Origin of the sequence: Kitasatospora sp. NPDC059088 (assembly GCF_042738155.1) — a bacterium.
Classification (GTDB): Bacteria; Actinomycetota; Actinomycetes; order Streptomycetales; family Streptomycetaceae; genus Kitasatospora.
In genome coordinates this window covers 18,021-40,541 of the sequence record NZ_JBHYGR010000082.1, presented here as the reverse complement: position 1 = coordinate 40,541, position 22,521 = coordinate 18,021, and the positions used below count along the sequence as shown (strand labels likewise).

The 22,521-nt window shown below is 72.0% G+C and carries 19 protein-coding genes; 5 read left to right on the top strand and 14 right to left on the bottom strand.

All coding sequences use genetic code 11. The annotated features are described in order from the left end of the window. From ACFWXO_RS29935 to ACFWXO_RS29890, 10 genes are all read right to left on the bottom strand, one after another. Positions 1 to 182, bottom strand: a 182-nt coding sequence (locus tag ACFWXO_RS29935) for a hypothetical protein (protein ID WP_380527448.1), incomplete at its 3' end; no start/stop codon positions are given. 99 nt (positions 183 to 281) lie between these two features. Continuing rightward, on the bottom strand, positions 282 to 1,805 hold the full coding sequence (locus tag ACFWXO_RS29930; protein ID WP_375891820.1) for a CoA-acylating methylmalonate-semialdehyde dehydrogenase: 1,524 nt from the start codon (positions 1,803 to 1,805) through the stop codon (positions 282 to 284). A 223-nt stretch (positions 1,806 to 2,028) separates the two neighbouring features. After that, entirely contained in the window at positions 2,029 to 2,793 is a 765-nt protein-coding gene (locus ACFWXO_RS29925) for a nucleotidyl transferase AbiEii/AbiGii toxin family protein (RefSeq protein ID WP_380527446.1), read from the bottom strand. 138 nt (positions 2,794 to 2,931) lie between these two features. Beyond that, positions 2,932 to 3,363 (bottom strand): hypothetical protein, encoded by a 432-nt coding sequence (locus ACFWXO_RS29920; RefSeq protein WP_375891818.1) that lies wholly within the window; start codon positions 3,361 to 3,363, stop codon positions 2,932 to 2,934. Positions 3,364 to 3,494: 131 nt separating this feature from the next. Then, positions 3,495 to 4,889 (bottom strand): NAD(P)/FAD-dependent oxidoreductase, encoded by a 1,395-nt coding sequence (locus ACFWXO_RS29915; RefSeq protein WP_380527444.1) that lies wholly within the window; start codon positions 4,887 to 4,889, stop codon positions 3,495 to 3,497. A gap of 61 nt (positions 4,890 to 4,950) precedes the next feature. Then, entirely contained in the window at positions 4,951 to 5,754 is an 804-nt protein-coding gene (locus ACFWXO_RS29910; RefSeq protein WP_375891815.1) for an ABC transporter permease, read from the bottom strand. Continuing rightward, the gene (locus ACFWXO_RS29905) at positions 5,754 to 6,698 is read right to left on the bottom strand and encodes an ABC transporter permease (RefSeq protein ID WP_375891814.1); all 945 of its coding nucleotides are present in this window, start codon (positions 6,696 to 6,698) and stop codon (positions 5,754 to 5,756) included. Before ACFWXO_RS29905 ends, ACFWXO_RS29910 begins: the two co-directional genes overlap by 1 nt. After that, complete coding sequence (locus ACFWXO_RS29900; RefSeq protein WP_380527441.1) at positions 6,695 to 7,834, bottom strand: ABC transporter ATP-binding protein; 1,140 nt, start codon at positions 7,832 to 7,834, stop codon at positions 6,695 to 6,697. The genes ACFWXO_RS29905 and ACFWXO_RS29900 overlap by 4 nt, the downstream gene beginning before the upstream one ends. A 52-nt stretch (positions 7,835 to 7,886) precedes the next feature. Further along, entirely contained in the window at positions 7,887 to 9,146 is a 1,260-nt protein-coding gene (locus tag ACFWXO_RS29895) for a spermidine/putrescine ABC transporter substrate-binding protein (RefSeq protein ID WP_380527438.1), read from the bottom strand. Between the two features lie 61 nt (positions 9,147 to 9,207). Further along, positions 9,208 to 10,719, bottom strand: coding sequence for a gamma-aminobutyraldehyde dehydrogenase (locus tag ACFWXO_RS29890; protein ID WP_380527436.1), 1,512 nt, complete (start codon positions 10,717 to 10,719; stop codon positions 9,208 to 9,210). A 256-nt stretch (positions 10,720 to 10,975) separates the two neighbouring features. Between ACFWXO_RS29890 and ACFWXO_RS29885 the strand changes: the two genes are divergently transcribed. Then, positions 10,976 to 12,631, top strand: a complete 1,656-nt coding sequence (locus ACFWXO_RS29885) for a PucR family transcriptional regulator (protein ID WP_375891807.1) — start codon at positions 10,976 to 10,978, stop codon at positions 12,629 to 12,631. A gap of 29 nt (positions 12,632 to 12,660) precedes the next feature. On the opposite strand, the gene ACFWXO_RS29880 is transcribed toward ACFWXO_RS29885, so the two are convergent. The 3 genes from ACFWXO_RS29880 to ACFWXO_RS29870 all read right to left on the bottom strand — a co-directional run bounded on the left by ACFWXO_RS29880 (position 12,661) and on the right by ACFWXO_RS29870 (position 16,905). Next, positions 12,661 to 13,863, bottom strand: coding sequence for a spermidine/putrescine ABC transporter substrate-binding protein (locus ACFWXO_RS29880; RefSeq protein WP_380527432.1), 1,203 nt, complete (start codon positions 13,861 to 13,863; stop codon positions 12,661 to 12,663). Positions 13,864 to 13,934: 71 nt separating this feature from the next. Continuing rightward, positions 13,935 to 15,293 (bottom strand): aspartate aminotransferase family protein, encoded by a 1,359-nt coding sequence (locus ACFWXO_RS29875; protein WP_380527429.1) that lies wholly within the window; start codon positions 15,291 to 15,293, stop codon positions 13,935 to 13,937. A 136-nt stretch (positions 15,294 to 15,429) separates the two neighbouring features. After that, complete coding sequence (locus tag ACFWXO_RS29870) at positions 15,430 to 16,905, bottom strand: gamma-aminobutyraldehyde dehydrogenase (RefSeq protein ID WP_380527426.1); 1,476 nt, start codon at positions 16,903 to 16,905, stop codon at positions 15,430 to 15,432. A 268-nt stretch (positions 16,906 to 17,173) separates the two neighbouring features. Here ACFWXO_RS29870 and ACFWXO_RS29865 point away from each other — a divergent pair, with 268 nt between their 5' ends. From ACFWXO_RS29865 to ACFWXO_RS29850, 4 genes are all read left to right on the top strand, one after another. Continuing rightward, the gene (locus tag ACFWXO_RS29865; RefSeq protein ID WP_030306695.1) at positions 17,174 to 17,647 is read left to right on the top strand and encodes an Lrp/AsnC family transcriptional regulator; all 474 of its coding nucleotides are present in this window, start codon (positions 17,174 to 17,176) and stop codon (positions 17,645 to 17,647) included. Next, a complete protein-coding gene (locus ACFWXO_RS29860) occupies positions 17,644 to 19,038 on the top strand; it encodes an aspartate aminotransferase family protein (RefSeq protein ID WP_363555973.1) in 1,395 nt (464 codons plus the stop codon). The genes ACFWXO_RS29865 and ACFWXO_RS29860 overlap by 4 nt, the downstream gene beginning before the upstream one ends. 225 nt (positions 19,039 to 19,263) lie before the next feature. Further along, positions 19,264 to 20,019: an ABC transporter ATP-binding protein gene (locus ACFWXO_RS29855; protein ID WP_375891803.1), complete on the top strand. Its 756-nt coding sequence runs from the start codon at positions 19,264 to 19,266 to the stop codon at positions 20,017 to 20,019. 44 nt (positions 20,020 to 20,063) lie between these two features. Continuing rightward, a complete protein-coding gene (locus ACFWXO_RS29850) occupies positions 20,064 to 21,215 on the top strand; it encodes a hypothetical protein (protein ID WP_375891801.1) in 1,152 nt (383 codons plus the stop codon). Between the two features lie 84 nt (positions 21,216 to 21,299). Here the strand turns inward: ACFWXO_RS29850 and rlmN are convergent, their stop codons facing one another. Next, positions 21,300 to 22,400: a 23S rRNA (adenine(2503)-C(2))-methyltransferase RlmN gene (rlmN, locus tag ACFWXO_RS29845; protein ID WP_375891799.1), complete on the bottom strand. Its 1,101-nt coding sequence runs from the start codon at positions 22,398 to 22,400 to the stop codon at positions 21,300 to 21,302. Positions 22,401 to 22,521: the final 121 nt, after the last annotated feature.

Here is a 22,521-nt window from a genome sequence, read left to right as displayed (position 1 = left end):
CGAATCCGGCCGCAATCCGATAAACAGCGCACGCCGAATAAGCACCGAGCCGAGACGCGTAAAAGCGAAACGACCGGCACGAACCGGAAGTGGTGTTTCAAGGGATTGGCCGCCTCAGGACCGTCCGCGCCGATGCGTGTCCGGTGCTCCCTGTCGGGCAGCTCGAAGAACTGTACGCGCATCTGAGTCCGGATGCAAACGGCCTGCAAAAGGGGGCAGGCCGGACCCCGGGGAGAGGGGTCCGGCCTGCCCGGTGCGAGAGCTCGGCGAGCCCTGCGGGCTCAGCTGTTGGTGGGGAAGCCGAGGTTGATGCCGCCGTGCGAGGGGTCCAGCCAGCGCTGGGTCACGGCCTTGCCGCGGGTGAAGAACTGGACGCCGTCCGGGCCGTACGCGTGGGCGTCGCCGAACAGCGAGGCCTTCCAGCCGCCGAAGGAGTAGTAGGCGACCGGCACCGGGATCGGCACGTTGATGCCGACCATGCCGACCTCCACCTCGAACTGGAAGCGCCGGGCCGCGCCGCCGTCGTTGGTGAAGAGGGCGGTCCCGTTGCCGTACGGGTTGGCGTTGATGAGCGCCAGGCCCTCGTCGTAGGAGGCGACGCGCACGACGGAGAGGACCGGGCCGAAGATCTCGTCGTTGTAGACGGACATGCCGGGCTTCACGTGGTCGAACAGCGTGGGGCCGAGCCAGAAGCCGTCGGCGGTCGGGCTGCCGTTCCTGTCCTCGGCGGTGACCGGGTGCTTGCGGCCGTCCACGGCGAGCTCGGCGCCGTCGGCGAGGCCGGACTCCACGTAGGAGGTGACCTTGTCACGGTGCTGGCCGGTGACCAGCGGGCCCATCTCGGAGTCGCCGTTGCAGCCGGGGCCGACCTTCAGGGTGGCGATCCGCTGCTTGATCTTGTCGACCAGCTCGTCGCCGATCGGGTCGACGGCGACCAGGACGGAGACCGCCATGCAGCGCTCGCCAGCCGCGCCGAAGCCGGCGTTGACGGCGGCGTCGGCGGCGAGGTCGAGGTCGGCGTCGGGCAACACAAGCATGTGGTTCTTGGCGCCGCCGAGGGCCTGGACGCGCTTGCCGTAGCGGGTGCCGGTCTCGTACACGTAGCGGGCGATCGGGGTGGAGCCGACGAAGCTGACGGACTTGACGTCCGGGTGCTCCAGCAGGCGGTCGACGGCCACCTTGTCGCCGTGCACGACGTTGAAGACGCCGTCCGGCAGGCCGGCCTCCTTCCACAGCCCGGCCAGGAAGTTGGCCGCGGACGGGTCCTTCTCGGAGGGCTTCACCACGACGGTGTTGCCGGCCGCGATGGCGATCGGGAAGAACCACATCGGCACCATGGCCGGGAAGTTGAACGGCGAGATGATCGCGACCGGGCCGAGCGGCTGGCGGATCGAGTAGACGTCGATGCCGGTGGAGGCCTGCTCGGTGAAGCCGCCCTTGACCAGCTGCGGGATGCCGCAGGCGTACTCGACGACCTCCAGGCCGCGGGCGATCTCGCCCAGCGCGTCCGAGTGCACCTTGCCGTGCTCGGACACGATGATCTCGGCGAGCTCGTCCCGGCGGGCGTTCAGCAGCTCGCGGAAGGCGAAGAGCACCGTGCTGCGCCGGGCCACCGAGGCGGTGCGCCACTCGGCGAAGGCCGAGGCGGCGGCGGCCACGGCCTGGTCGACCTCGGCGATCCCGGCGAAGTCGACCTGGCCGGCGACCTGGCCGGTGGCCGGGTCGAAGATGTCGCCGCGGCGGGGCGCCGCACCGGCGGTGGCGACCGACCGGCCGCCGATCCAGTGGGTGATGTGCTTGCTCAAGTCCGTCTGCCTCCGAAGTCCCGGGCGGCGTCCTGCCACCGGTCCGGTCTGGCGCCGCCCGCGAGAGGGTCGGGCGACGGAATTCACGGGGCTACCGCGCTCGTCCCCCAGTCTGGTCGCCTCCGGAGTGCGGCTCAACGAACAGGCTGACGGGGATCGCGGATTCAGCCTTACAGGTCGTCCGGTCGCTGCGCCGAACGGGTGGGGCCACGGCCCGGGCGGCTCAGGACTCCTCGTCCTCCAGGTACGGGTCGTGCAGCCCGTCCGCCGCCTCCCGGGTCTCCAGCAGGTCCAGCCGCAGGTCCTGCGCCCAGGCCAGCGCCCACCGCTTGAGCCCGTCCACGGCGCCGGCCTCGACACCGCGGGCACGGAACCGGCCGTCCGCCGCCTCGGCCAGCGTCTCCAGCCGGTCGGCGAGCCCGCTCGGCTGGAAGTCCGGGTCCAACTCGGCGGCCAGGGCGAGCAGTTCCCCTTCACGGTAGTTGCGGGTGAGGGCGTGCACGTCGATCAGGTCCCGCGGCATGCCCCGGTCGACCAGCAGCGCGGTGGTGAGGGCGGCCGCGTCCTCCAGGGCCACCACCGGCAGCACCAGCGGGGGCCCGTCCGCCTCCGGGGCGCCGAAGTCCAGCCGGACCGGCCGGTGGCCGAGCGGCTCCTTCCGCAGCTCCACCGAGTGGGTCCGCCCGCCCAGCGCCAGCCGTACGGTCAGCTGTTCCAGCCGCGGCGTGCCGGGCCGCTCGGCGACCCCGCCGCCCGCCGCGCGGTACGCCCCGGTCAGTGCGGCGGCCACCTCGGGCAGGTCGGCGCCGCCGGTGGCCAGGGTGAGTCCGTCCTGCCGGCAGGCCGGGACCCCGTGGGCGCGCAGCGCGTGCCCGCCGGCCAGCGCCAGCCCGTACCGGGTGCAGACGGGCTCGGCGAGGGCGGCCAGGCGCAGCTGGGCGGGGCCCGGCCGGAGGGAGGCGTCGACGGCGTGCGGGGCGGTGGTCACGCCTCCAGTCTGGCCCGGGCACCCGCCCCGCGCGCTGCCACCCGCCAAGCGCCCGCGAACCGGCGCTCGCCACCGCGACCCGCCCGCGACCCGCCACCCACCGCCTGCCACCCGCCCCCGGCGCCCCCGGCCCCCGCGCTACCGGCCGCCGAGCCCGGCCGCCGCCTCGTGCAGGGCCAGCTCCAGCAGCACCGGGTCGTTGAGCCGCCCGGACCCGTCGGGCGGCACCAGCCAGCGCACGCCCCGGCTGCGGCGCCGGGGGTGCGGCACGACGATCCAGGTGCCCTCCCCCGCGCAGCGCACCCCGGTGCCGACCCAGCGGGCGGCGGTGCCGACGGGCACCAGGAAGCTGACGTGCTCCTCGCCGAAGTCGGTGAGGACCGGGCCGCAGAAACCGGTGTCCAGCACGTCCAGTGCCGGTCGCCCGAGCCGCCCGGGGACGGCGAGGACGTCCCAGCGGCGCCCGGCCGGTAGCAGGACCAGGCCCAGCCCGGTGCGTTCCCACTGCTCCCGGAAGTCCTCCGGGTCCGCTGCCACCTGGGCGAGCCAGTGCAGTCCGGTGCTCTCCATGTCGTGTCCCCGCTCCTCGCCGTTTCCTACGGTCGGACGCGGCGGGAGTGCGAGACCCGCCGTCACCGAGGAGAGGCGGACGGCGGGTCCCTCTTACACGGGTCGCGGGAGATACCCCCGATCGGTGGCGGTCAGCTGTCGAAGCCGAGCCCCATCCGGTCGAGGGTGCGCAGCCAGAGGTTGCGGTGGCCGCCGTTGCGGTCGGCGTGCTCCAGCGAGCGGGTGGTGATCTCGATCCCGGCCCAGCGCACCGGTTCGGGCGGGAACGGCAGCGGCTTGGAGCGCACCATGTCCAGCGAGGTGCGCTCGGTGCGCTCGCCGGCCAGCAGGTCGAGCATCACCTCGGCCCCGAAGCGGGTGGCGCCGACGCCGAGCCCGGTGTAGCCGACGGCGTAGGCGACCTTGCCCCGGTAGGCGGTGTCGAAGAAGGCCGAGAACCGGCTGCAGGTGTCGATGGCGCCGCCCCAGGCGTTGGTGAAGCGCAGCCCCTCCAGCTGCGGGAAGCAGCGGAAGAAATGGTTGGCCAGGGTGCGGAAGGTCTCCGGGCGCTGGTCGTACTCGTGCCGGACGTGGCCGCCGTAGTGGTAGACGGCGTCGTAGCCGCCCCAGAGGATCCGGTTGTCGGCGGACAGCCGGAAGTAGTGGAACTTGTTGGCGCTGTCGCCGAGCCCCTGCCGGCCGCGCCAGCCGATCGAGGCGAGCTGCTCGTCGCTGAGCGGCTCGGTCATCAGGGCGTAGTCGTACACGGGGACGACGTACGGACGGACGCGCTTGAGCAGGGACGGGAAGACGTTGGTGCCGAGCGCGACCCTGCGGGCGAAGACCCGGCCGTACGGGGTGCGGGCGGCCATGCCGCTGCCGTGCTCGCGCAGCTCGGTGGCCCGGGTGTGCTCGAAGATCCGGACGCCCAGGCCCAGGCAGGCCTCCTTGAGGCCCCAGGCGAGCTTGGCGGGGTGGACCATCGCCACCCCGTCCTTGTCCCAGAGGCCGCCGAGGAAGGTCGGCGAGTTCACCTCGGCGCGCAGCTGGTCGGCGTCCAGGACGGTGAGGTCGAAGCCGTAGCGGGCGACGGCCTCGGCGACCTCGTGCAGTTCCTCGACCTGGTGCGGCTGGGTGGCGACGTCGATCTCGCCGGTGCGCTCCCACTCGGCGTCGATGCCGTAGCGCTTGAGGGTGGCCTCGATGCCGTCCAGGTTGGCGGCGCCGAGGCGTTCCAGCTGGGCGAGTTCGGAGGGCCAGCGCTCCAGGCCGTTGCCGAAGCCGTGGGTGAGGCTGGCCGCACAGAATCCGCCGTTGCGCCCGGAGGCGGCCCACCCGACCTCGTTGCCCTCGACCAGGACGACGTCCAGCGAGGGGTCGCGCTCCTTGGCGATGAGCGCGGTCCACAGTCCGGAGTAGCCGCCGCCGACGACCAGCAGGTCGCAGGTGGTGTCGCCGACCAGGGCGGGCAGCGCCTCGGGCCGGCCGGGATCCTCCAACCAGAAGGGGGTGGGCCTGGCGTCACTGAGTGCGCGGGCGGAATCCATGCATTATCAGCCACTTTCCACGAATAGGTGATGGTACGTACCACCGCTGACCGACCGTACGTCAGGCGGTGGCCTTGCGGCGGTTGCCGAGCCACTGGCCGGCCACGGTCAGCGCGACCGCGGCCGCGAACATCGCGGTGCCGATGACGTTCACCTGCACCGGGATGCCGCGCTGCGAGGCGCCCCAGACGAACATCGGGAAGGTGACCGTGGTCGGGCCCGAGTTGAACTGGGTGATGATGAAGTCGTCGAAGGAGAGCGCGAAGCTGAGCAGCGCGCCGGCGGCGATGCCGGGGGCGGCCAGCGGGAGGGTGACCCGCAGGAAGGTCTGGACGGGGGTCGCGTAGAGGTCCTGGGCGGCCTGTTCGAGCCTCGGGTCCATGCTCATCACGCGAGCCTTGACCGCCGTCACGACGAAGCTCAGGCAGAACATGACGTGGGCGATGAGGATGGTGGTGAAGCCGAAGGGGATGCGCATGTTGAGGAACAGCGTCCCCAGCGAGGCGGCCATGACGACTTCGGGCATGGCCATCGGCAGGAAGATCATCGCGGTGGTGGCCGAGCGGCCGCGGAAGCGGTAGCGGGCCAGCGCGAAGGCGACCATGGTGCCGAGCACGGTGGCACCGATGGTGGCGAGCACCGCGATCTGCAGGCTGAGCGAGAGCGACTGGCACATGTCGGCCACGCCGCAGGGGTTGGTCCAGGCGTCGGTGGAGAACTCGTTCCACTCGTAGTTGAACTTGCCGACCGGCTTGTTGAACGAGAAGGCCAGCACGACCAGGTTGGGCAGCACCAGGTAGGCCAGGGCCAGCAGGCCGGCCAGGACCACCAGGTGGGCGCGGACCCACTTCAGGATGCGGGACATCAGACCAGTTCCTCCGTCCCGGCCTTGCGCATGTAGACCGTCACCATGCCCAGGATCAGGGCCATCAGGATGAAGCTCAGCGCTGCCGCCGTGGGGTAGTCGAGCACGTTCAGGAACTGCTTCTGGATGCCGTTGCCGACCATCTGCTCGCTCGGCGAGCCGAGCAGCTGGGCGTTGATGTAGTCGCCGGAGGCGGGGATGAAGGTGAGCAGGGTGCCCGCGACCACGCCCGGCAGCGAGATCGGGAAGGTGACCTTGCGGAAGGTGGTGAACGGCCGGGCGTACAGGTCGCCGGCCGCCTCGTGCAGCCGGGGGTCGATCCGCTCCAGCGAGGTGTACAGCGGGAGGATCATGAACGGCAGGAAGTTGTAGGTGAGGCCGCAGACCACGGCCAGCGGGGTGGCGAGCACCCGGTCGCCGGAGGTGAGCCCGACGGCGTTGGTGAGGTCCAGGACGTGCAGGGTGTTGAGCGCGCCGACCACCGGTCCGCCGTCGGACAGGATGGTCTTCCAGGCCAGCGTGCGGATCAGGAAGCTGGTGAAGAACGGCGCGATGACCAGGATCAGGATGACGTTGCGCCAGCGCCGGCTCGCCTTGAAGGCGATGGTGTACGCCAGCGGGTAGCCGATGGCCAGGCAGAGCACGGTGGCGATGGCCGCGTAGGAGAACGAGCGGACGAAGTGCCACTTGTACTCGACCAGGGCGTCCCAGTAGGTGGAGACGTGCCAGGTGACCTTGAAGCCCGCCTCCAGCGAGCCGGTCTGCAGCGAGGTGGACGCCTGGTAGACCATCGGCACGGCGAAGAAGACGACCAGCCAGGCGATGCCGGGCAGCAGCAGCCAGTACGGGGTGAGCTTGCGCCTCGGCTTCGGCGCGGGTTCGCCGAGCGGACTGCGGTCCGGAGGCGTGGCCCGGGGGGCGGCCGCCGGGGTGGTGGTGGTCATGCGGCCTCCTCCGCGGTGCCCGCGTCGATCGCCTGCGCGGCGTCCAGGGCGAAGGAGTGCGCCGGGTTCCAGTGCAGCTGCACGGGGGCGCCGGGGACGATCCGGGCGTCGCGCTCCATGTTCTGCTCGAAGACGGTGACCTCCTGGCCGCCGTCGGTGCGCACCACGTACTGGGTGGAGACGCCGATGAAGCTGGAGTCGAGCACCGTGCCGGCGAGCCGGTTGCGGCCCTCGGCGACCGGCTCGGAGGCGTGGCTGATGGTGATCTTCTCCGGGCGCACGCCCAGGTGGACCAGCTTGGCCTCGGTGGCGCAGCGCGCCCTCGGCACCGCGAGCCGGGTGCCGGCCACGGTGAGCAGCAGGTCCTCGCCCGCGCCGCCGGTGACCTCGGCGGGGAGCAGGTTGGACTGGCCGAGGAAGTTGGCCACGAAGGTGGTGCCGGGGTTCTCGTACAGGTCGGCGGGCGCGCCGAGCTGCTCGACCCGGCCGCCGTTCATCACCGCGATGGTGTCGGCCATCGTCATGGCCTCCTCCTGGTCGTGGGTGACGTGCACGAAGGTGATGCCGACCTCGGTCTGGATCCGCTTGAGCTCCAGCTGCATCTGGCGGCGCAGCTTGAGGTCGAGGGCGCCGAGCGGCTCGTCCAGCAGCAGCACCTGGGGGTGGTTGATCAGGGCGCGGGCGACCGCGACGCGCTGCTGCTGGCCGCCGGAGAGCTGGTGCGGCTTGCGCCGGGCGTACTGGCCGAGCTCGACCAGTTCCAGCATCGACTCGACCTGCTTCTTCACGTCCTTCTTGCCGCGCCGGCGCAGGCCGAAGGCGACGTTCTCGAAGATGTCCAGGTGCGGGAAGAGCGCGTAGCTCTGGAAGACGGTGTTGACCGGGCGCTTGTACGGGGGCAGCGCGGTGACGTCCTGGCCGCCGATCAGGACGGTGCCGCTGGTGGGCTCCTCCAGGCCGGCGATCATGCGCAGGGTGGTGGTCTTGCCGCAGCCGGAGGCGCCGAGCAGGGCGAAGAAGGAGCCCTGGGGCACGGTCAGGTCGAGCGGGTGGACGGCGGTGAAGGAGCCGTAGGTCTTGCCGATGCCGGTGAGGCGGACGTCGCCACCGGCCGCGGCGCGCAGCTGGTCTGTCATGGGGTGTCTTCCTGGGTCTTTCTGCCGGCAGTGTCTGGTGGACGCGTGGGGGTCAGGCGCCGATGAGCTTGGAGAACTTCTGCTCGAAGTCGCTCTCCTCGCCCTCGGTGAGGGTGCGGAACACGTGCGCCTTGACCGCCATCTCGGGGGTGGGTACGACCAGCGGGTTGGCCGCGCTGTCCGGGGCGAGGGTGGCGAGCTCGTCCTTCATCCCGGTGACGGCGGAGACGTAGCCGATGCCCGCGACCAGCTGCGCCGCGATCTTCGGCTGATAGTAGAAGTCGATCAACTTCTCCGCGTTCGCCTTGTGCCGCGCCTTGGCCGGGACCAGCATGTTGTCGGTCGAGGCGAGGTAGCCCTTCTCCGGGATGACGAACTCGATGTCCGGGTTGTCGGCGCGCAGTTGGATCAGGTCGCCGCCCCAGGCGACGCAGGCGGCGATGTCCCCGGAGGACAGCTCCTGGCCGTAGTCGTTGCCGGTGAAGCGGCGGATCTGCTTGTCGTCCACGGCCTTCTGCATCCGGGCGATCGCACCGGCGTAGTCGTCGGCGGTGAACTTCGCCGGGTCCTTGTCCATGTCGAGCAGGACCATCCCGATGCTGTCGCGCATCTCGGAGAGGAAGGTGACCCGGCCCTTGAGCTCGGGGTCGTCCAGCAGCTGGGCGACGCTGGTGACCTCCTTGCCCTTGGTCGCCTTCCGGTTGTAGGCGATGACGGTCTGGATGCCGGCCCAGGGGTAGGTGTAGAGCCGGCCCGGGTCCCAGTCGGGGGCGCGGAAGCGGGCCTCGACGTTGGTGATCGCGGTGGTGACGTTCGCCGGGTCGAGCTTCTGCGCCCAGCCGAGCCGGATCAGCCGGGCGGCCATCCAGTCGGTGAGCACCACCAGGTCGCGGCCGGTGTCCTGGCCGGCCGCCAGCTGCGGCTTGACCTTGCCGAAGAACTCGACGTTGTCGTTGATGTCCTCGTTGTACTTGACCTTGATGCCGGTGGCCGCGGTGAAGGCGTCCAGGGTGCCGTGCTTCTCCTTGTCCTTCTCGTCGGTGTCGATGTACAGCGGCCAGTTGGAGAAGTCGACCTCCTTCTCGCTCCCCGAGTGGTCCTCGGCGGCGTTGGCGGTCGAGTCACTGGTCGTCCTGGGGGCGGCCGGGATGCCGCAGGCGGCCAGGGTGCCCGCCCCGGCGGTCAGGGCGGCGGCGCGCAGCAGGGTGCGGCGGCCGACCGCGGCCCGACCGCTGGTCAGACTGCGTTCCCAGGCCCTGCGGACCGGTTCGGGCAGACCGTCGGTGAGCTCGTTGAACGCCTTGAACGCCATGGAACGGGCCTCCTGGGGGAAGAAGGGTGCGTGGGGGGAGCACCCGGGGCCTGCGGGGGGGTTACCGGTCTCCGAAGACGGTGCGGTGCCAGTCCTTGCGGGCCACCGCGGTGGTGTCGAACATGACGTGCTTGACCTGGGTGTACTCGTCCAGCGAGTACTGGGACATGTCCTTGCCGTAGCCGGACGCCTTGTAGCCGCCGTGCGGCATCTCGCTGATGATCGGGATGTGGTCGTTGACCCAGACGCACCCGGCGGCGATCTCCCGGGTGGCGCGCAGCGAGCGGTGCACGTTGCCCGTCCAGGCGGAGGCGGCCAGGCCGTACGGGGTGTCGTTGGCGAGCCGCAGGCCCTCGTCGTCGCCGTCGAAGGGCAGCACCACCAGCACCGGGCCGAAGACCTCGCCCTGGACCACCTCGCTGTCCTGGGCCGCGCCGGTGATCAGGGTCGGCGCGTGGTAGGCGCCCCGGGTGAGGTCGAAGCCGTCATGGCCCTTGTCCGGTGCGGGGCCGCCGGTGACGACGGTGGCGTAGGAGCGGGCGCGCTCGACGAACCCGGCCACCCGGTCCCGGTGGGCGTAGGAGACCAGCGGGCCGAGGTCGGTGTGCGGATTGCGGGGGTCGCCGATCCGGACGGCCGCGAAGAGCTCGGCGACGCCGGCCACGAAGGCGTCGTAGAGCGGGCGCTGGACGTACGCGCGGGTGGCGGCGGTGCAGTCCTGGCCGCCGTTGATCAGCGAGGCGGCGACGGCGCCGTGCACCGCGGCGTCCAGGTCGGCGTCGTCGAAGACCACGAACGGGGCCTTGCCGCCGAGTTCCAGGTGGGTGCGCTTGACGCTCGCGGTGGCGAGTTCGGCGACCCGCCTGCCGACGGCGGTGGAGCCGGTGAAGGAGACCATCGCGACCCCCGGGTGGGCGACCAGGCGCTCGCCGGCGGTGCGCCCGGCGCCGGTGACCACGTTGACCACGCCGTCCGGGATGCCCGCCTCGGTGCAGGCCCGGGCGAACATCACCGAGGTCAGCGGGGTCAGCTCGGCCGGCTTGAGGACGATGGTGTTGCCCGCCGCGATCGCCGGGAGGATCTTCCAGGCGGCCATCTGCAGCGGGTAGTTCCACGGCGAGATCGAGCCGACCACGCCGATCGCCTCGCGCCGGACGTAGGAGGTGTGGTCGCCGGAGTACTCGCCGGCCGCCTTGCCCTCCAGGTTGCGGGCGGCGCCGGCGAAGAACGCGGCGTTGTCGACGGTGCCGGGGACGTCGAACTCGGTCGCCAGCTTCACCGGCTTGCCGGTCTGCGCGGTCTCCACCCGGGCGAGGTCGTCGGCGGTCGCGCCCAGGACGGCGGCCAGCCGGGTGAGCGCCTCGGACCGGGCCCCCGGGGTGGCCGAGGACCAGCCGGGCAGGGCGTCCCGCGCGGCGGCGACGGCGGCGTCCACGTCCCCGGCGGTGGCCAGCGCGACCTCTTCGACCACCGTGCCGTCGGCGGGGTTGACGACCTGGAAGGGCTCGCCGCTCCCCCGGGCCTGACGGCCCGCGATGTACTGCGCGCCCGCGCCGAAGTCGGTCAGGTCCATCTGGGTTCCTCCAAGTGCCGGCGGTTCGACCGCGCTGCGGCGAAACGCTTCCGCGGTGGGGGTCTGCGGTCCCGCTGACCTTGCCAACTGCGGGGTTGACGTGACAAGGGTCACTTCGACAGTCTCGACACGAAGGGCCTTACAGAGTGCAAGGCTCCTCGCAGGGCAACAGGTCGTCGCGACGATGCATGATTCACCTGACACTCTGTCCCCTCCACCCCCTCCCCTCCCACCTCCCCCGCCCTGGAGGCCCGCGATGCTCCCCACCGTCGCCCGTGTGCTCGACCTGGAGGTGATGCGGCGCGGCCTGCCCCAGGTCGTGGCCGGCGCCGACCGCCTGGAGCGACCGGTCCGCTGGGTGCACGTCAGCGAGCTGCCCGACGTCGCCGGCGTGCTGCAGGGCGGCGAGCTCGTGCTGACCACCGGCATCGCGCTGCCCGAGGACCGCGAGGGCCTGGCCCGCTACGTCCGCGACCTGGACGAGGTCGGCGTGGCCGGCCTGGTGGTCGAGTTCGGCCGGCGTTACTTCGACTCGCTCCCGCGCGCCCTGGTGCACGCCGCCGAGCAGCGCGGACTGCCGCTGATCGCGCTCCGCCGCGAGGTGCGCTTCGTCGCCGTCACCGAGGCCGTGCACGCCCTGGTGGTGAACGCCCAGCTGGAGCAGCTGCGGGTCTCCGAATCGGTCCACCAGGTCTTCAACGAGCTGGTGGTCGAGGGCGCCGAGCCGCCCGAGGTGATCCGCCAGGTGGCCCGGATGGCGGGCGCGCCGGTCGTCCTGGAGAACCTGGCCCACCAGGTGCTCGCCCACGACAGCGCCGGACGCCCCGAGGCCGAGCTGCTGGAGGACTGGGAGCGCCGCTCGCGCGGGGTCCGCCCGCCCGGCCGGACCGGCCACGACCCGCGCAGCGGCTGGCTGGTGACCACCGTCGGCGCCCGCGGCCAGGACTGGGGCCGGCTGGTCCTGGTGCTGGAGCCGGGCCCGTTGGCGGAGGGCGAGGCCCACCCCCACGCCATGCTGCTGGAGCGCGGCGCCTCCGCGCTGGCGCTCAACCGGCTGGTGGTGCGCGACCGGGAGAGCCTGGAGCGGCAGACCCACCGCACCCTGCTCTCCGGCATCCTGACCCACGCGCTGACCGTCTCCGAGGTGGCCCTGCGCGCCCAGGCGCTCGGCGTCCCGCTGGAGGGCCGGCGGCTGGTCGGCGTGGTGCTGCGCCAGCGCCGCGGGCCGATCCCGGCCGCACTGGAGGCCCAGGCCCGGCTGCGCGACTTCACCGAGCTGGCGGCCGGCGCGGTGCGGGCCAGCCGGCTCTCCGCCCTGGTCGGCGCGCTGGACGACGAGGGCGTCGGACTGCTGATCGCGCTCGGCGCCCAGCAGGACGAGCACTCCGCGCTGGAGGCCTTCTCGGCCACCCTGCGCCGGATGTCCGCCGAGTCCGGCCGGGAGCCCGCCGACACCCCGGGGCCGGTCGTCGCGGTCGGCTCCTCGGTCGGCTCGGTCCGCGACGCCCGGCGCACCCTGCTGGAGGCCGCCCAGGTCGCCGACGCGGCCCTGCACGACGCGCCCGGCGGGGGCAGGACCGCCTCCTACTACCGGCTGCCGGACGTCCGGCTGCGCGGCCTGCTCCACCTGCTGCGCGACGACGCCCGCCTGCAGACGTACGTGGAGCGGGAGTTGGGCCCGCTGCTGGCCCACGACGCCGAGCACAACGGCCAGTTGGTGCAGATGCTGCGGATCTACCTGGAGCAGGGCCGGAACAAGTCGGCGGCGGCCGACGCCGCCCACCTGTCCCGGCCGTCCTTCTACGACCGGCTGCACAAGGTCGAGCGGATCCTCGGAGTCGACCTCGACCAGGTGGAGTCCTGCCTCTCCCTGCACGTGGCCCTGCTCGCGCTGGACGCCGTACGCCGGTAGGGCCGGGCTGCGTCACTCCCCGGCACCCCTCACACCCCGGTGATGCGCCCCCAGACCTTGTGCAGCTCCGGCCGCTCGGCCGAGGTGACGTCCCGCATGCTGCGCAGCCGGGCGCGCATCTCCTCGGTCGGGAACACCAGCGGGTTCTCGGCGAGTTCGGCCTTGTCCTTGTCCCCGCTGTCCGCCAGCACCTCGCGGGCGGCCGGAACCGGGCAGATGTACTGGACGGCCGCGGCGAGTTCGGCGGCCACCTCGGGCTGGTAGTAGTAGTCGACCAACAGCTCGGCGTTGCGCTTGTGGACGGCCCGGTTGGGGATCATCAGGCTCTCCGCCCACAGCTCGCCGCCCTCCTCCGGCACCACGAAGGCGATGTCGGGGTTCTCGGCGGTGAGCTGGACGGCGTCACCGGAGTAGGCCTGGCAGGCGATCGCCGCGCCGGAGGCGAGGTCGCTGGTGTAGTCGTTGCCGGTGAAGCGGCGGACGTGCCCGGTGTCGACCATCTTCTGCACCAGGTCCATCGCCTTGTGCGCGTCGTCGTCCCCGAACCGCGCGATGTCCGCGCCCTGGGAGAGCATCAGCAGCCCGAGCGCCTCGTCCAGCCCGGCGAACAGCGTGATCCGGCCCTTGAGGTCGGGCGCCCAGAGGTCGGCGGTGGACCTGAGCTCCCGGCCGAGCGCCTTGCGGTTGTACGCGATGCCGGTGATCCCGGACTGCCAGGGCACGCTGCGCCGGCGCCCCGGGTCGAAGACCGGGTTCGCCAGCTGCGGGTCCAGGTTGGCGGTGACGTTGGGCAGGCCGGCCCGGTCCATCTCCTGCACCCAGCCCAGCGAGACGTACCGCCCGGCCATCCAGTCGCTGATCACCATCAGGTCCCGGCCCGGGTCGGCGCCCTGGGTGAGCACCGGGCTGATCTTGCCGAAGAACTCGTCGTTGTCGTTGATGTCCTCGGTGTAGGTGACCGCGATCCCGGTCCTCTCGCTGAACGCGTCCAGGGTCGGGCGCTTCCCCTGGTCGTCGGTGTCGATGTACTGCGTCCAGTTGGAGAAGTTCAGCCGCTTGTCGTGCTCCGAGCGGTCCGGTGCCGAACGGCGGTCCTCGGCGACGTACGCGGACGGGATGCCGCAGCCGGTCAGCGTGCCGGCGCCGAGCAGCGCGGCCCCGCCGAGCACCGAACGCCGGCGGATGACGGGGGTTTGGGAGGAGCGTCGGGGCAGGGTGGAGCTGCGGGACATGGGAGGCCTTCCGGAGCGTGGAACGGCCCCGGGAACACGCGGGTGCGCCCGGGGCCGTCCTGGTAGGTACGTCAGACGGTGTGCGCGTCGGCCAGCGACAGCGCCTCGTCCAGCACCGCGAGGCCGGCCTTGGCCTCCTCCTCGGTGACGGTGCACGGCGGGACGACGTGGAAGCGGTTCATGTTGACGAACGGCCAGAGCCCGCGCTGCTTGCACGCGGCGGCCAGCTCGGCCATCGGCGCGTTGGCGGCGCCCGCGGCGTTGTAGGGGACGAGCGGCTCCCGGGTCTCCCGGTCCTTCACCAGGTCGAGCGCCCAGAACACGCCGAGGCCGCGCACCTCGCCGATCGAGGGGTGCCGCTCGGCCAGCTCGCGCAGGCCGGGGCCGAGCACCGTCTCGCCGATGTGCTTGGCGTTCTCGACGATGCCCTCCTCCGCCATGGCGTTGATGGTGGCCACCGCCGAGGCGCAGGCCAGCGGGTGTCCCGAGTAGGTGAGCCCGCCGGGGAACGGCCGCTCCGCGAAGGTGGCGGCGATCTCGGCGCTGATCGCCACGCCGCCCAGCGGGACGTAACCGGAGTTGACGCCCTTGGCGAAGGTCAGCAGGTCCGGCACCACTCCCCAGTGGTCGGCGGCGAACCACTCGCCGGTGCGGCCGAAGCCGGCCATCACCTCGTCCAGGACGAACACGATCCCGTGGCGGTCGCAGATCTCCCGCACTCCGGCCAGGTACCCCGGCGGCGGGACCAGGATGCCGGCGGTGCCGACCACCGTCTCCAGGATGACCGCGGCCACCGTGCCCGGTCCCTCGAAGGCGATCACCTGCTCCAGGTGCGCCAGCGCGCGCTCGCACTCCTGCGCCTCGTCCTCGGCGTGGAAGTTGGAGCGGTAGGCGTACGGGCCCCAGAAGTGCACCACGCCGGAGACGCCGGTCTCGTTGGCCCAGCGCCGCGGGTCGCCGGTGAGGGCGATCGCGTTGGCGGTGGCGCCGTGGTACGAGCGGTAGGTGGAGAGCACCTTCTGTCGGCCGGTGTGCAGCCGGGCCATCCGGACGGCGTTCTCGACCGCCTCGGCGCCGCCGTTGGTGAAGAAGATCTTGTCCAGGTCGCCCGGGGTGCGCTCGGCGATCAGCCGGGCCGCCTCGCTGCGCGCCTCGACCGCGAAGCCGGGGGCGATCGTGCAGAGCTTCGCCGCCTGCTCCTGGATCGCGGCGACCACCTTCGGGTGCTGGTGCCCGATGTTGGTGTTCACCAGCTGCGAGGAGAAGTCGAGGTAGCGGTTGCCGTCGTAGTCCCAGAAGTACGAGCCCTCGGCGCCGGCCACCGCGAGGGGGTCGATCAGCGCCTGGGCGGACCACGAGTGGAAGACGTGCGCGCGGTCGGCGGCCTTGACCGCCTTTCCGGCGGCTGAGTCAGCGGTGGGGATGCTCATGCCGGTAAGGCTAGGGCCGAGCGCCCCCGAAGTGCAGTTTCATCCTGTCAGCCGGACGCACGACCCGCCGACAGGGTGCAAAGCGACAGGGCCCGGGTCGAAAAGACCCGGGCCCCTTGTCAGTTCAGCCGATTGATCAGATCGCAGTCATGACGTGCTTCACCCGGGTGTAGTCCTCGAAGCCGTACGCCGACAGGTCCTTGCCGTAGCCGGACTTCTTGAAGCCGCCGTGCGGCATCTCGGCGACCAGCGGGATGTGGGTGTTGATCCAGACGCAGCCGAAGTCCAGGCGGCGGGACATCCGCATGGCGCGGGCGTGGTCCTTGGTCCAGACCGAGGAGGCCAGCGCGAACTCGACGCCGTTGGCGTACTCGACGGCCTGCTCCTCGTCGGTGAACCTCTGCACGGTGATGACCGGGCCGAAGACCTCGTTCTGGATGATCTCGTCGTCCTGCAGCAGGCCGGAGACGACGGTCGGGGCGTAGAAGTAGCCCTTGTCGCCGACCCGGTGGCCGCCGGCCTCGACCTTGGCGTGGGCGGGCAGCCGCTCGATGAAGCCGGACACCTGCTTGAGCTGGTTGGCGTTGTTCAGCGGGCCGTAGAGCACGTCCTCGTCGTCCACGCCGCCGGTCTTGGTCTCGGCCGCGGCCTTGGCCAGCGCCTCGACGAAGGCGTCGTGGATCGACTCGTGCACCAGCACGCGGGTGGCGGCGGTGCAGTCCTGGCCGGCGTTGAAGTAGCCCGCCACCGAGATGCCCTCGACGGCCTCGGCGATGTCGGCGTCCTCGAACACGACGACCGGGGCCTTGCCGCCCAGCTCCAGGTGGACCCGCTTGACGTCCTTGGAGGCCGACTCGGCGACCTGGATGCCGGCCCGGACGGAGCCGGTGATGGAGGCCATCGCCGGGGTGCGGTGCTCGACCATCAGCTTGCCGGACTCGCGGTCGCCGCAGATGACGTTGAAGACGCCGGCCGGCAGCTCCAGGTCCTTGAGGACGCCGCCGATGATCTCGGCCAGCAGCACGGTGGAGGCCGGGGTGGTGTCCGAGGGCTTGAGGACCACGGTGTTGCCCGCGGCGATGGCCGGGGCGAACTTCCAGACCGCCATCATCATCGGGTAGTTCCACGGCGCGACCTGGGCACAGACGCCGACCGGCTCGCGGCGGATGATCGAGGTCATGCCGTCCATGTACTCGCCGGCGGCCTTGCCCTCCAGCAGTCGGGCGGCACCGGCGAAGAAGCGGAGCTGGTCCACCATCGGGCCGATCTCCTCGGAGAGGGTCAGCGCGCGGGGCTTGCCGGTGTTGCGCACCTCGGCGTCGACGATCTCGTCGGCCCGGGCCTCGACCGCGTCGGCGATCTTGAGCAGCAGCTTCTGCCGGGTGCTCGGGGTGGCGTCGCGCCAGACCGGGAAGGCGGCGGCGGCCGAGGCCATGGCCGCGTCCACGTCAGCGGCGCCGGACAGCGGCGACGTCGCGTAGACCTCGCCCGTGGTCGGGTCGACGATGTCGAGCGTGCGGCCGTCAGCCGCGTCGACGAACTCACCGTTGATGTAGTTGCGCAGCGTGCGAAGGTCGCTCACGGGTCTCTCCTCGGTCTGGGCCTGCGGCATTGCAGATTCCGGCGCCATGGTACGTCGACGGATCCGGCCTACGAAGGGTGCCGAGTGGCCCGGCCGGGAGCGGCGCGGTCCACTGGTGGCGGAATGCGCGGCGCCCTGCGGGGGCGCGCGCGTACCGTGCCAGAGTAGCCGCAGGACTGCCGGGATCGACAGGCGCGGTACGCGTCCGCGATGAAATCCGCATGGGATTTCCGGGACCACGACGAAATCAGCAGTTTCCACGCTTGCGAACAGGGGAACGATCAGGCACAGTGGCCGCGTGGCCAACCGCGACCGGAACGCGAGTGTTCCCCTCGACGCCGCCTCCAAGGCGATCATCGAGCAGCTCCAGGAGGACGGGCGCCGCCCGTACGCCGCCATCGGCAAGGCCGTCGGCCTGTCCGAGGCAGCCGTACGGCAGCGCGTCCAGAAGCTGCTCGACCAAGGCGTGATGCAGATCGTCGCCGTCACGGACCCGCTCACCGTCGGCTTCACCCGCCAGGCGATGGTCGGAATCCGGGTCGAGGGCGACATCGAGCCCGTCGCCGACGCGCTGGCCGCCCTCGACGAGGTCGACTACGTCGTCTGCACCGCAGGCTCGTTCGACCTCCTGGCCGAGCTGGTCTGCGAGGACGACGAGCACCTGCTCGAAATGATCAACAAGCGCATCCGCGCGCTTCCCGGCGTGCGGAGCACCGAGAGCTTCGTTTACCTGAAACTCCGGAAACAGACCTACACCTGGGGCACCCGATGACAGCCGACCCGGCCCAGAAGGACCTTTCCAAGACCGCCTACGACCACCTGTGGATGCACTTCACCCGCATGTCGTCGTACGAGAACTCCCCCGTACCGACCATCGTCAAGGGCGAGGGCACGTACATCTGGGACGACAAGGGCCGGAAGTACATCGACGGCCTGGCCGGCCTGTTCGTCGTGCAGGCCGGTCACGGCCGCACCGAGCTCGCCGAGGTCGCCGCCAAGCAGGCCAAGGAACTCGCGTTCTTCCCGATCTGGAGCTACGCGCACCCCAAGGCCGTCGAGCTGGCCGAGCGCCTGGCCAACTACGCCCCGGGCGACCTCAACAAGGTCTTCTTCTCCACCGGTGGCGGCGAGGCCGTCGAGACCGCCTGGAAGCTCGCCAAGCAGTACTTCAAGCTGATCGGCAAGCCGACCAAGTACAAGGTCATCTCGCGCGCCGTCGCCTACCACGGCACCCCGCAGGGCGCCCTGTCCATCACCGGCCTGCCGGGCCTCAAGGCCCCGTTCGAGCCGCTGGTGCCGGGTACCCACAAGGCGCCGAACACCAACATCTACCGCGCCCCGGCCTTCCTCGAAGGCCCGGACGGCACCGTCGACCCCGAGGCGTACGGCCGCTGGTGCGCCGACGAGATCGAGGTCGCCATCCTCAACGAGGGCGCCGACACCGTCGCCGCCGTCTTCGTCGAGCCGGTGCAGAACGCCGGTGGCTGCTTCCCGCCGCCGCCCGGATACTTCCAGCGCCTGCGCGAGATCTGCGACCGCCACGACGTGCTGCTGGTCTCGGACGAGGTCATCTGCGCCTTCGGCCGCCTCGGCACCATGTTCGGCGCCGACAAGTTCGGCTACGTGCCGGACATGATCACCTGCGCCAAGGGCATGACCTCGGGCTACTCCCCGATCGGCGCCACGATCATCTCGGACCGCATCGCCGAGCCGTTCTACAAGGGTGACAACACCTTCCTGCACGGCTACACCTTCGCCGGCCACCCGGTCTCCTCGGCCGTGGCGCTCGCCAACCTCGACATCTTCGAGCGCGAGGGCCTGAACCAGAAGGTCCTCGACAACGAGGCCGCCTTCCTGGGCACCCTGAACAAGCTGCGCGACCTGCCGATCGTCGGCGACGTCCGCGGCAACGGGTACTTCTACGGCATCGAGCTCGTGAAGGACAAGGTCACCAAGGAGTCGTTCAACGACGACGAGGTCGAGCGCGTGCTCTACGGCTTCCTGTCGAAGGCCCTCTTCGACAACGGCCTGTACTGCCGCGCCGACGACCGTGGCGACCCGGTCATCCAGCTGGCCCCGCCGCTGATCTCCGACCAGTCGACCTTCGACGAGATCGAGCAGATCCTGCGGACCAGCCTCACCGACGCGTGGGCGAAGCTCTGATCCCCTGAGCCCTCTTCCCCACCCTCCGCCGAAGGGCGGTCCCGCACCCGCGGGGCCGCCCTTCGGCGTTCACACAACGCCACGGAACATCACAGTCGTACGACCAAACATGCCTGAATGCGGGTGATTTGCCCGTGATGGACCAGAGCGCCGCAACCGCGACCGGCCCCGGTCGTTCTAATCTGACGACTGTCATATCCCTGCGGCCACCCAGGATGGAACCTCATGTCAGCGGCACCGCCTGACAACGACGTGCTGTGGGCCCGAGGGATCGTCAAGTCCCACGACGGCACCCCCGCCCTGCGCGGCATCTCCATCGGCGTCCGCGAGGGCGAGGTGCTCGCCGTCACCGGCCCGCGCGGCTGCGGCAAGAGCACCCTGCTCGGCTGCCTCTCCGCCCAGCTCCCGGTCGACGAGGGCGAGGTCTGGTTCAACAGCTCCCCCGTCCACACCCTCGGCCGCGCCGGACGCGAACGGCTGCGCCGCGACCGCTTCGGCTTCGTCGGCTCCGAACCCCACCTGGTGCCCGAGCTCAGCGCCCGCGAGAACGTCGCCCTGCCGCTGCTGCTCGCCGGCGCCGGCAACAAGGCCGCCTACACCGCCGCCGACGAGTGGCTGGAGCGCCTCGACGTCGGCGACATCGGCCGCCGGCGCCCCGACCGGCTGGTCCAGAGCCAGCGCCAGCGGGTCGCCGTGGCCCGCGCCCTCGCCCCGCTGCCGCCCGTCGTCTTCGCCGACGACCCCACCGCCCCGCTGCACCGCGAGGCCGCCGACCAGGTCCTGCGGATACTGACCAGCGCGGCCCGCTCGCACCAGCTCACCCTCGTCCTGGCCACCCACGACCCCGAGCTCGTCCGGTTCGCGGACCGCTCCGTCGCCCTCGTCGACGGACGGCTCACCGCCCCCGCCGCCCCCGTCCCCCGCGGCGCCGCCGCCCCGGCCGCGACCGGTGCCTCCGCCGTCACGGCCACCCGCCGCTGACCGCCTCCAGTCGCTGACAGAGCCGAGCCGCTGAAAGAGTCGACGTGTTCTACCTCCGTCTGGCCCGGGGCTACCGGGTGACCGACCTCGGCCGCTGGCTGCTCACCACACTGGCGGCCGCCGCCGTCGCCGCCTTCCTGCTGCGCTCCCTCGGCCGCGCGCTGAGCGACCCGCTCGGCGGCGCCGACGCGCTGGCACGACTGCTCTGGTGCCTGCCGCCGCTCGCCGCCGTCGCCTGGTTCGCGGCCGTCGCCGCCCGCTCGGTGCCCGCCCGACGGCCCGAGCGGATCGCCGGCCTCACCGCCGCCGGGGCCGGCTCCCGCCGGATCCGCACCCTGATCGCCGGTGAGGTCGCCCTCGCCTGCACCCTCGGCAGCGTGCTCACCCTGCTGCTCTTCCTGGTGCTGCGCAACGACATCGCCGGCCCCTCGCTCGCCCCCGACCTCGGCATGGGGGTGCCGCTGCCCGCGGCCGCACCGGTCACCCTGCTCGCGCTCGTCCCGCTCACCGCAGGCCTCGCCGCCGGCTTCTCGGTGCCCGTCGCCGAAACCCTGCCCGGCGGCCGCGCCCGCGGCCGCACCGGCTTCGGCCCGCTGCGGATCGCCGTACCGGTCGGACTCGTGGTGATCGGCGCCGCGCTCGAACTCATCGCCCTGCGGCCCGGCGCCCCCGCCGACGGCCGTCCGATCCACCTGCCCGCCGGACTGGGCACCACCAGCACCGCCGCCCTCGGCGGCTGGGCCGGCGGCGCGCTCGGCCTCGCCCTGCTCACCGGCCCGCTGCTCGCCTGGACCGGACGGCTGCTCGCCCTCGGCCGGCCCACCCCGCTGCGGCTGCTCGCCGGACGCGGCCTCACCGCCCAGGCCCGTCGGCTCGGCCCGCCGCTGGCCGTGCTCACCCTGGTCGTCGCCCTGGTGCTGACCACCGTCCGCTACTGGATCGGCACCCCCGACAGCGCCGACGCGCTGCCCGCCGTCGAGGCCTGCCTGGTGCTCGGCTGCACGGTCGCCGCGGTGATCGCCCGGCTCGCCGAGGTCCGCACCGACCGCCGGGAGATCACCGAGTCGCTGCTGCGCCTCGGTGCCTCGCCCCGGCTGCTGTTCGGCGCGGTCGCCCTGCGCACCCTCGCGGTGGGCACCACGCTGCTGCTGACCGGCGGGGCGACCGCCGCGCTGGCGGCCGCCGGACTGCGATAGGGCGTGCCTCGTGGATCAGGCCGGGCACCCCGGCCTGATCCCACAAGACACGCCCTGGCCCCCGGGAGGCTCCTACCCGGCTCCTCAGCCCGCCGCGGCGAGCTGGCCGCAGGCGCCGTCGATCTCCTGGCCGCGGGTGTCGCGGACGGTCGTCGGCACGCCGTGCGACTGGAGCCGACGGACGAACTCGCGCTCGTCCTCCGGCCGGGAGGCGGTCCACTTGGAGCCCGGGGTCGGGTTCAGCGGGATCAGGTTGACGTGCACCCGGTGGTTCTTGATCAGCCGGCCGAGCAGGTCGGCACGCCAGGCCTGGTCGTTGATGTCCTTGATCAGCGCGTACTCGATGGAGATCCGGCGGCCGGACTTCTCCGCGTAGTTCCACGCGGCGTCCAGCACCTCGGCGACCTTCCACCGGGTGTTCACCGGGACCAGCTCGTCGCGCAGCTCGTCGTCCGGCGCGTGCAGCGACAGCGCCAGGCGGCAGCTGAGGCCCTCGTCCGCCAGCCGGTTCATGGCCGGCACGAGGCCGACCGTGGAGACCGTGATGCCGCGCTGGGACAGGCCGAAGCCGTCCGGGGCCGGGTCGGTCAGCCGGCGGATCGAGGCCAGCACCCGGTTGTAGTTGGCCAGCGGCTCGCCCATGCCCATGAAGACCACGTTCGACAGCCGCGCCTCGCCACCGGGGATCTCGCCGGCCTTGAGCGCGCGCATCCCGGCGGCGATCTGCTCGACGATCTCGCCGGTCGACAGGTTGCGGGTCAGCCCCGCCTGGCCGGTGGCGCAGAACGGGCAGTTCATGCCGCAGCCGGCCTGCGAGCTGATGCACATGGTGACCCGGTCCGGGTAGCGCATCAGCACCGACTCGACGAGCGTGCCGTCGAACAGCTTCCAGAGCGTCTTGCGGGTGGTGTCGTCGTCGCAGGAGACGTGCCGCACCACCGACATCAGCTCGGGCAGCAGGCCCTCGGTCAGCTTCTCCCGGCTGGCGGCGGGGATGTCCGTCCAGCTCGCCGGGTCGTTCGACATCCGGCCGAAGTAGTGGTTCGAGAGCTGCTTGGCGCGGAACGCCTGCTCGCCCAGCTCGGCGACGGCCTCCTTGCGCTCGGCGGGGCTCAGGTCGGCGAGGTGTCGCGGGGGCTTGGCGCCGCGCGGCGCGACAAAGGTGAGTTCTCCGGGCTTAGGCATGGTTGTTCCAGTGTCGCAGACGCGCGGGGGGGGGGGGGGCCCCCCGGCGGCGCGGCCCCCCGGCGGCGCCCCCGCCGGCGCGCGACTCGCCCCCACCACCCCCCCCCCCCCCCCCCCCCCC

What these genes read in the sequence shown, in the direction of transcription:
- ACFWXO_RS29920 (WP_375891818.1), bottom strand. Translation starts at nt 3,363, where the DNA reads ATGGAGAGCACCGGACTGCACTGGCTCGCCCAGGTGGCAGCGGACCCG.
- ACFWXO_RS29915 (WP_380527444.1), bottom strand. Translation starts at nt 4,889, where the DNA reads ATGGATTCCGCCCGCGCACTCAGTGACGCCAGGCCCACCCCCTTCTGG.
- ACFWXO_RS29910 (WP_375891815.1), bottom strand. Translation starts at nt 5,754, where the DNA reads ATGTCCCGCATCCTGAAGTGGGTCCGCGCCCACCTGGTGGTCCTGGCC.
- ACFWXO_RS29905 (WP_375891814.1), bottom strand. Translation starts at nt 6,698, where the DNA reads ATGACCACCACCACCCCGGCGGCCGCCCCCCGGGCCACGCCTCCGGAC.
- ACFWXO_RS29900 (WP_380527441.1), bottom strand. Translation starts at nt 7,834, where the DNA reads ATGACAGACCAGCTGCGCGCCGCGGCCGGTGGCGACGTCCGCCTCACC.
- ACFWXO_RS29895 (WP_380527438.1), bottom strand. Translation starts at nt 9,146, where the DNA reads ATGGCGTTCAAGGCGTTCAACGAGCTCACCGACGGTCTGCCCGAACCG.
- ACFWXO_RS29890 (WP_380527436.1), bottom strand. Translation starts at nt 10,719, where the DNA reads ATGGACCTGACCGACTTCGGCGCGGGCGCGCAGTACATCGCGGGCCGT.
- ACFWXO_RS29885 (WP_375891807.1), top strand. Translation starts at nt 10,976, where the DNA reads ATGCTCCCCACCGTCGCCCGTGTGCTCGACCTGGAGGTGATGCGGCGC.
- ACFWXO_RS29880 (WP_380527432.1), bottom strand. Translation starts at nt 13,863, where the DNA reads ATGTCCCGCAGCTCCACCCTGCCCCGACGCTCCTCCCAAACCCCCGTC.
- ACFWXO_RS29875 (WP_380527429.1), bottom strand. Translation starts at nt 15,293, where the DNA reads ATGAGCATCCCCACCGCTGACTCAGCCGCCGGAAAGGCGGTCAAGGCC.
- ACFWXO_RS29870 (WP_380527426.1), bottom strand. Translation starts at nt 16,905, where the DNA reads ATGCCGCAGGCCCAGACCGAGGAGAGACCCGTGAGCGACCTTCGCACG.
- ACFWXO_RS29860 (WP_363555973.1), top strand. Translation starts at nt 17,644, where the DNA reads ATGACAGCCGACCCGGCCCAGAAGGACCTTTCCAAGACCGCCTACGAC.
- ACFWXO_RS29855 (WP_375891803.1), top strand. Translation starts at nt 19,264, where the DNA reads ATGTCAGCGGCACCGCCTGACAACGACGTGCTGTGGGCCCGAGGGATC.
- rlmN (WP_375891799.1), bottom strand. Translation starts at nt 22,400, where the DNA reads ATGCCTAAGCCCGGAGAACTCACCTTTGTCGCGCCGCGCGGCGCCAAG.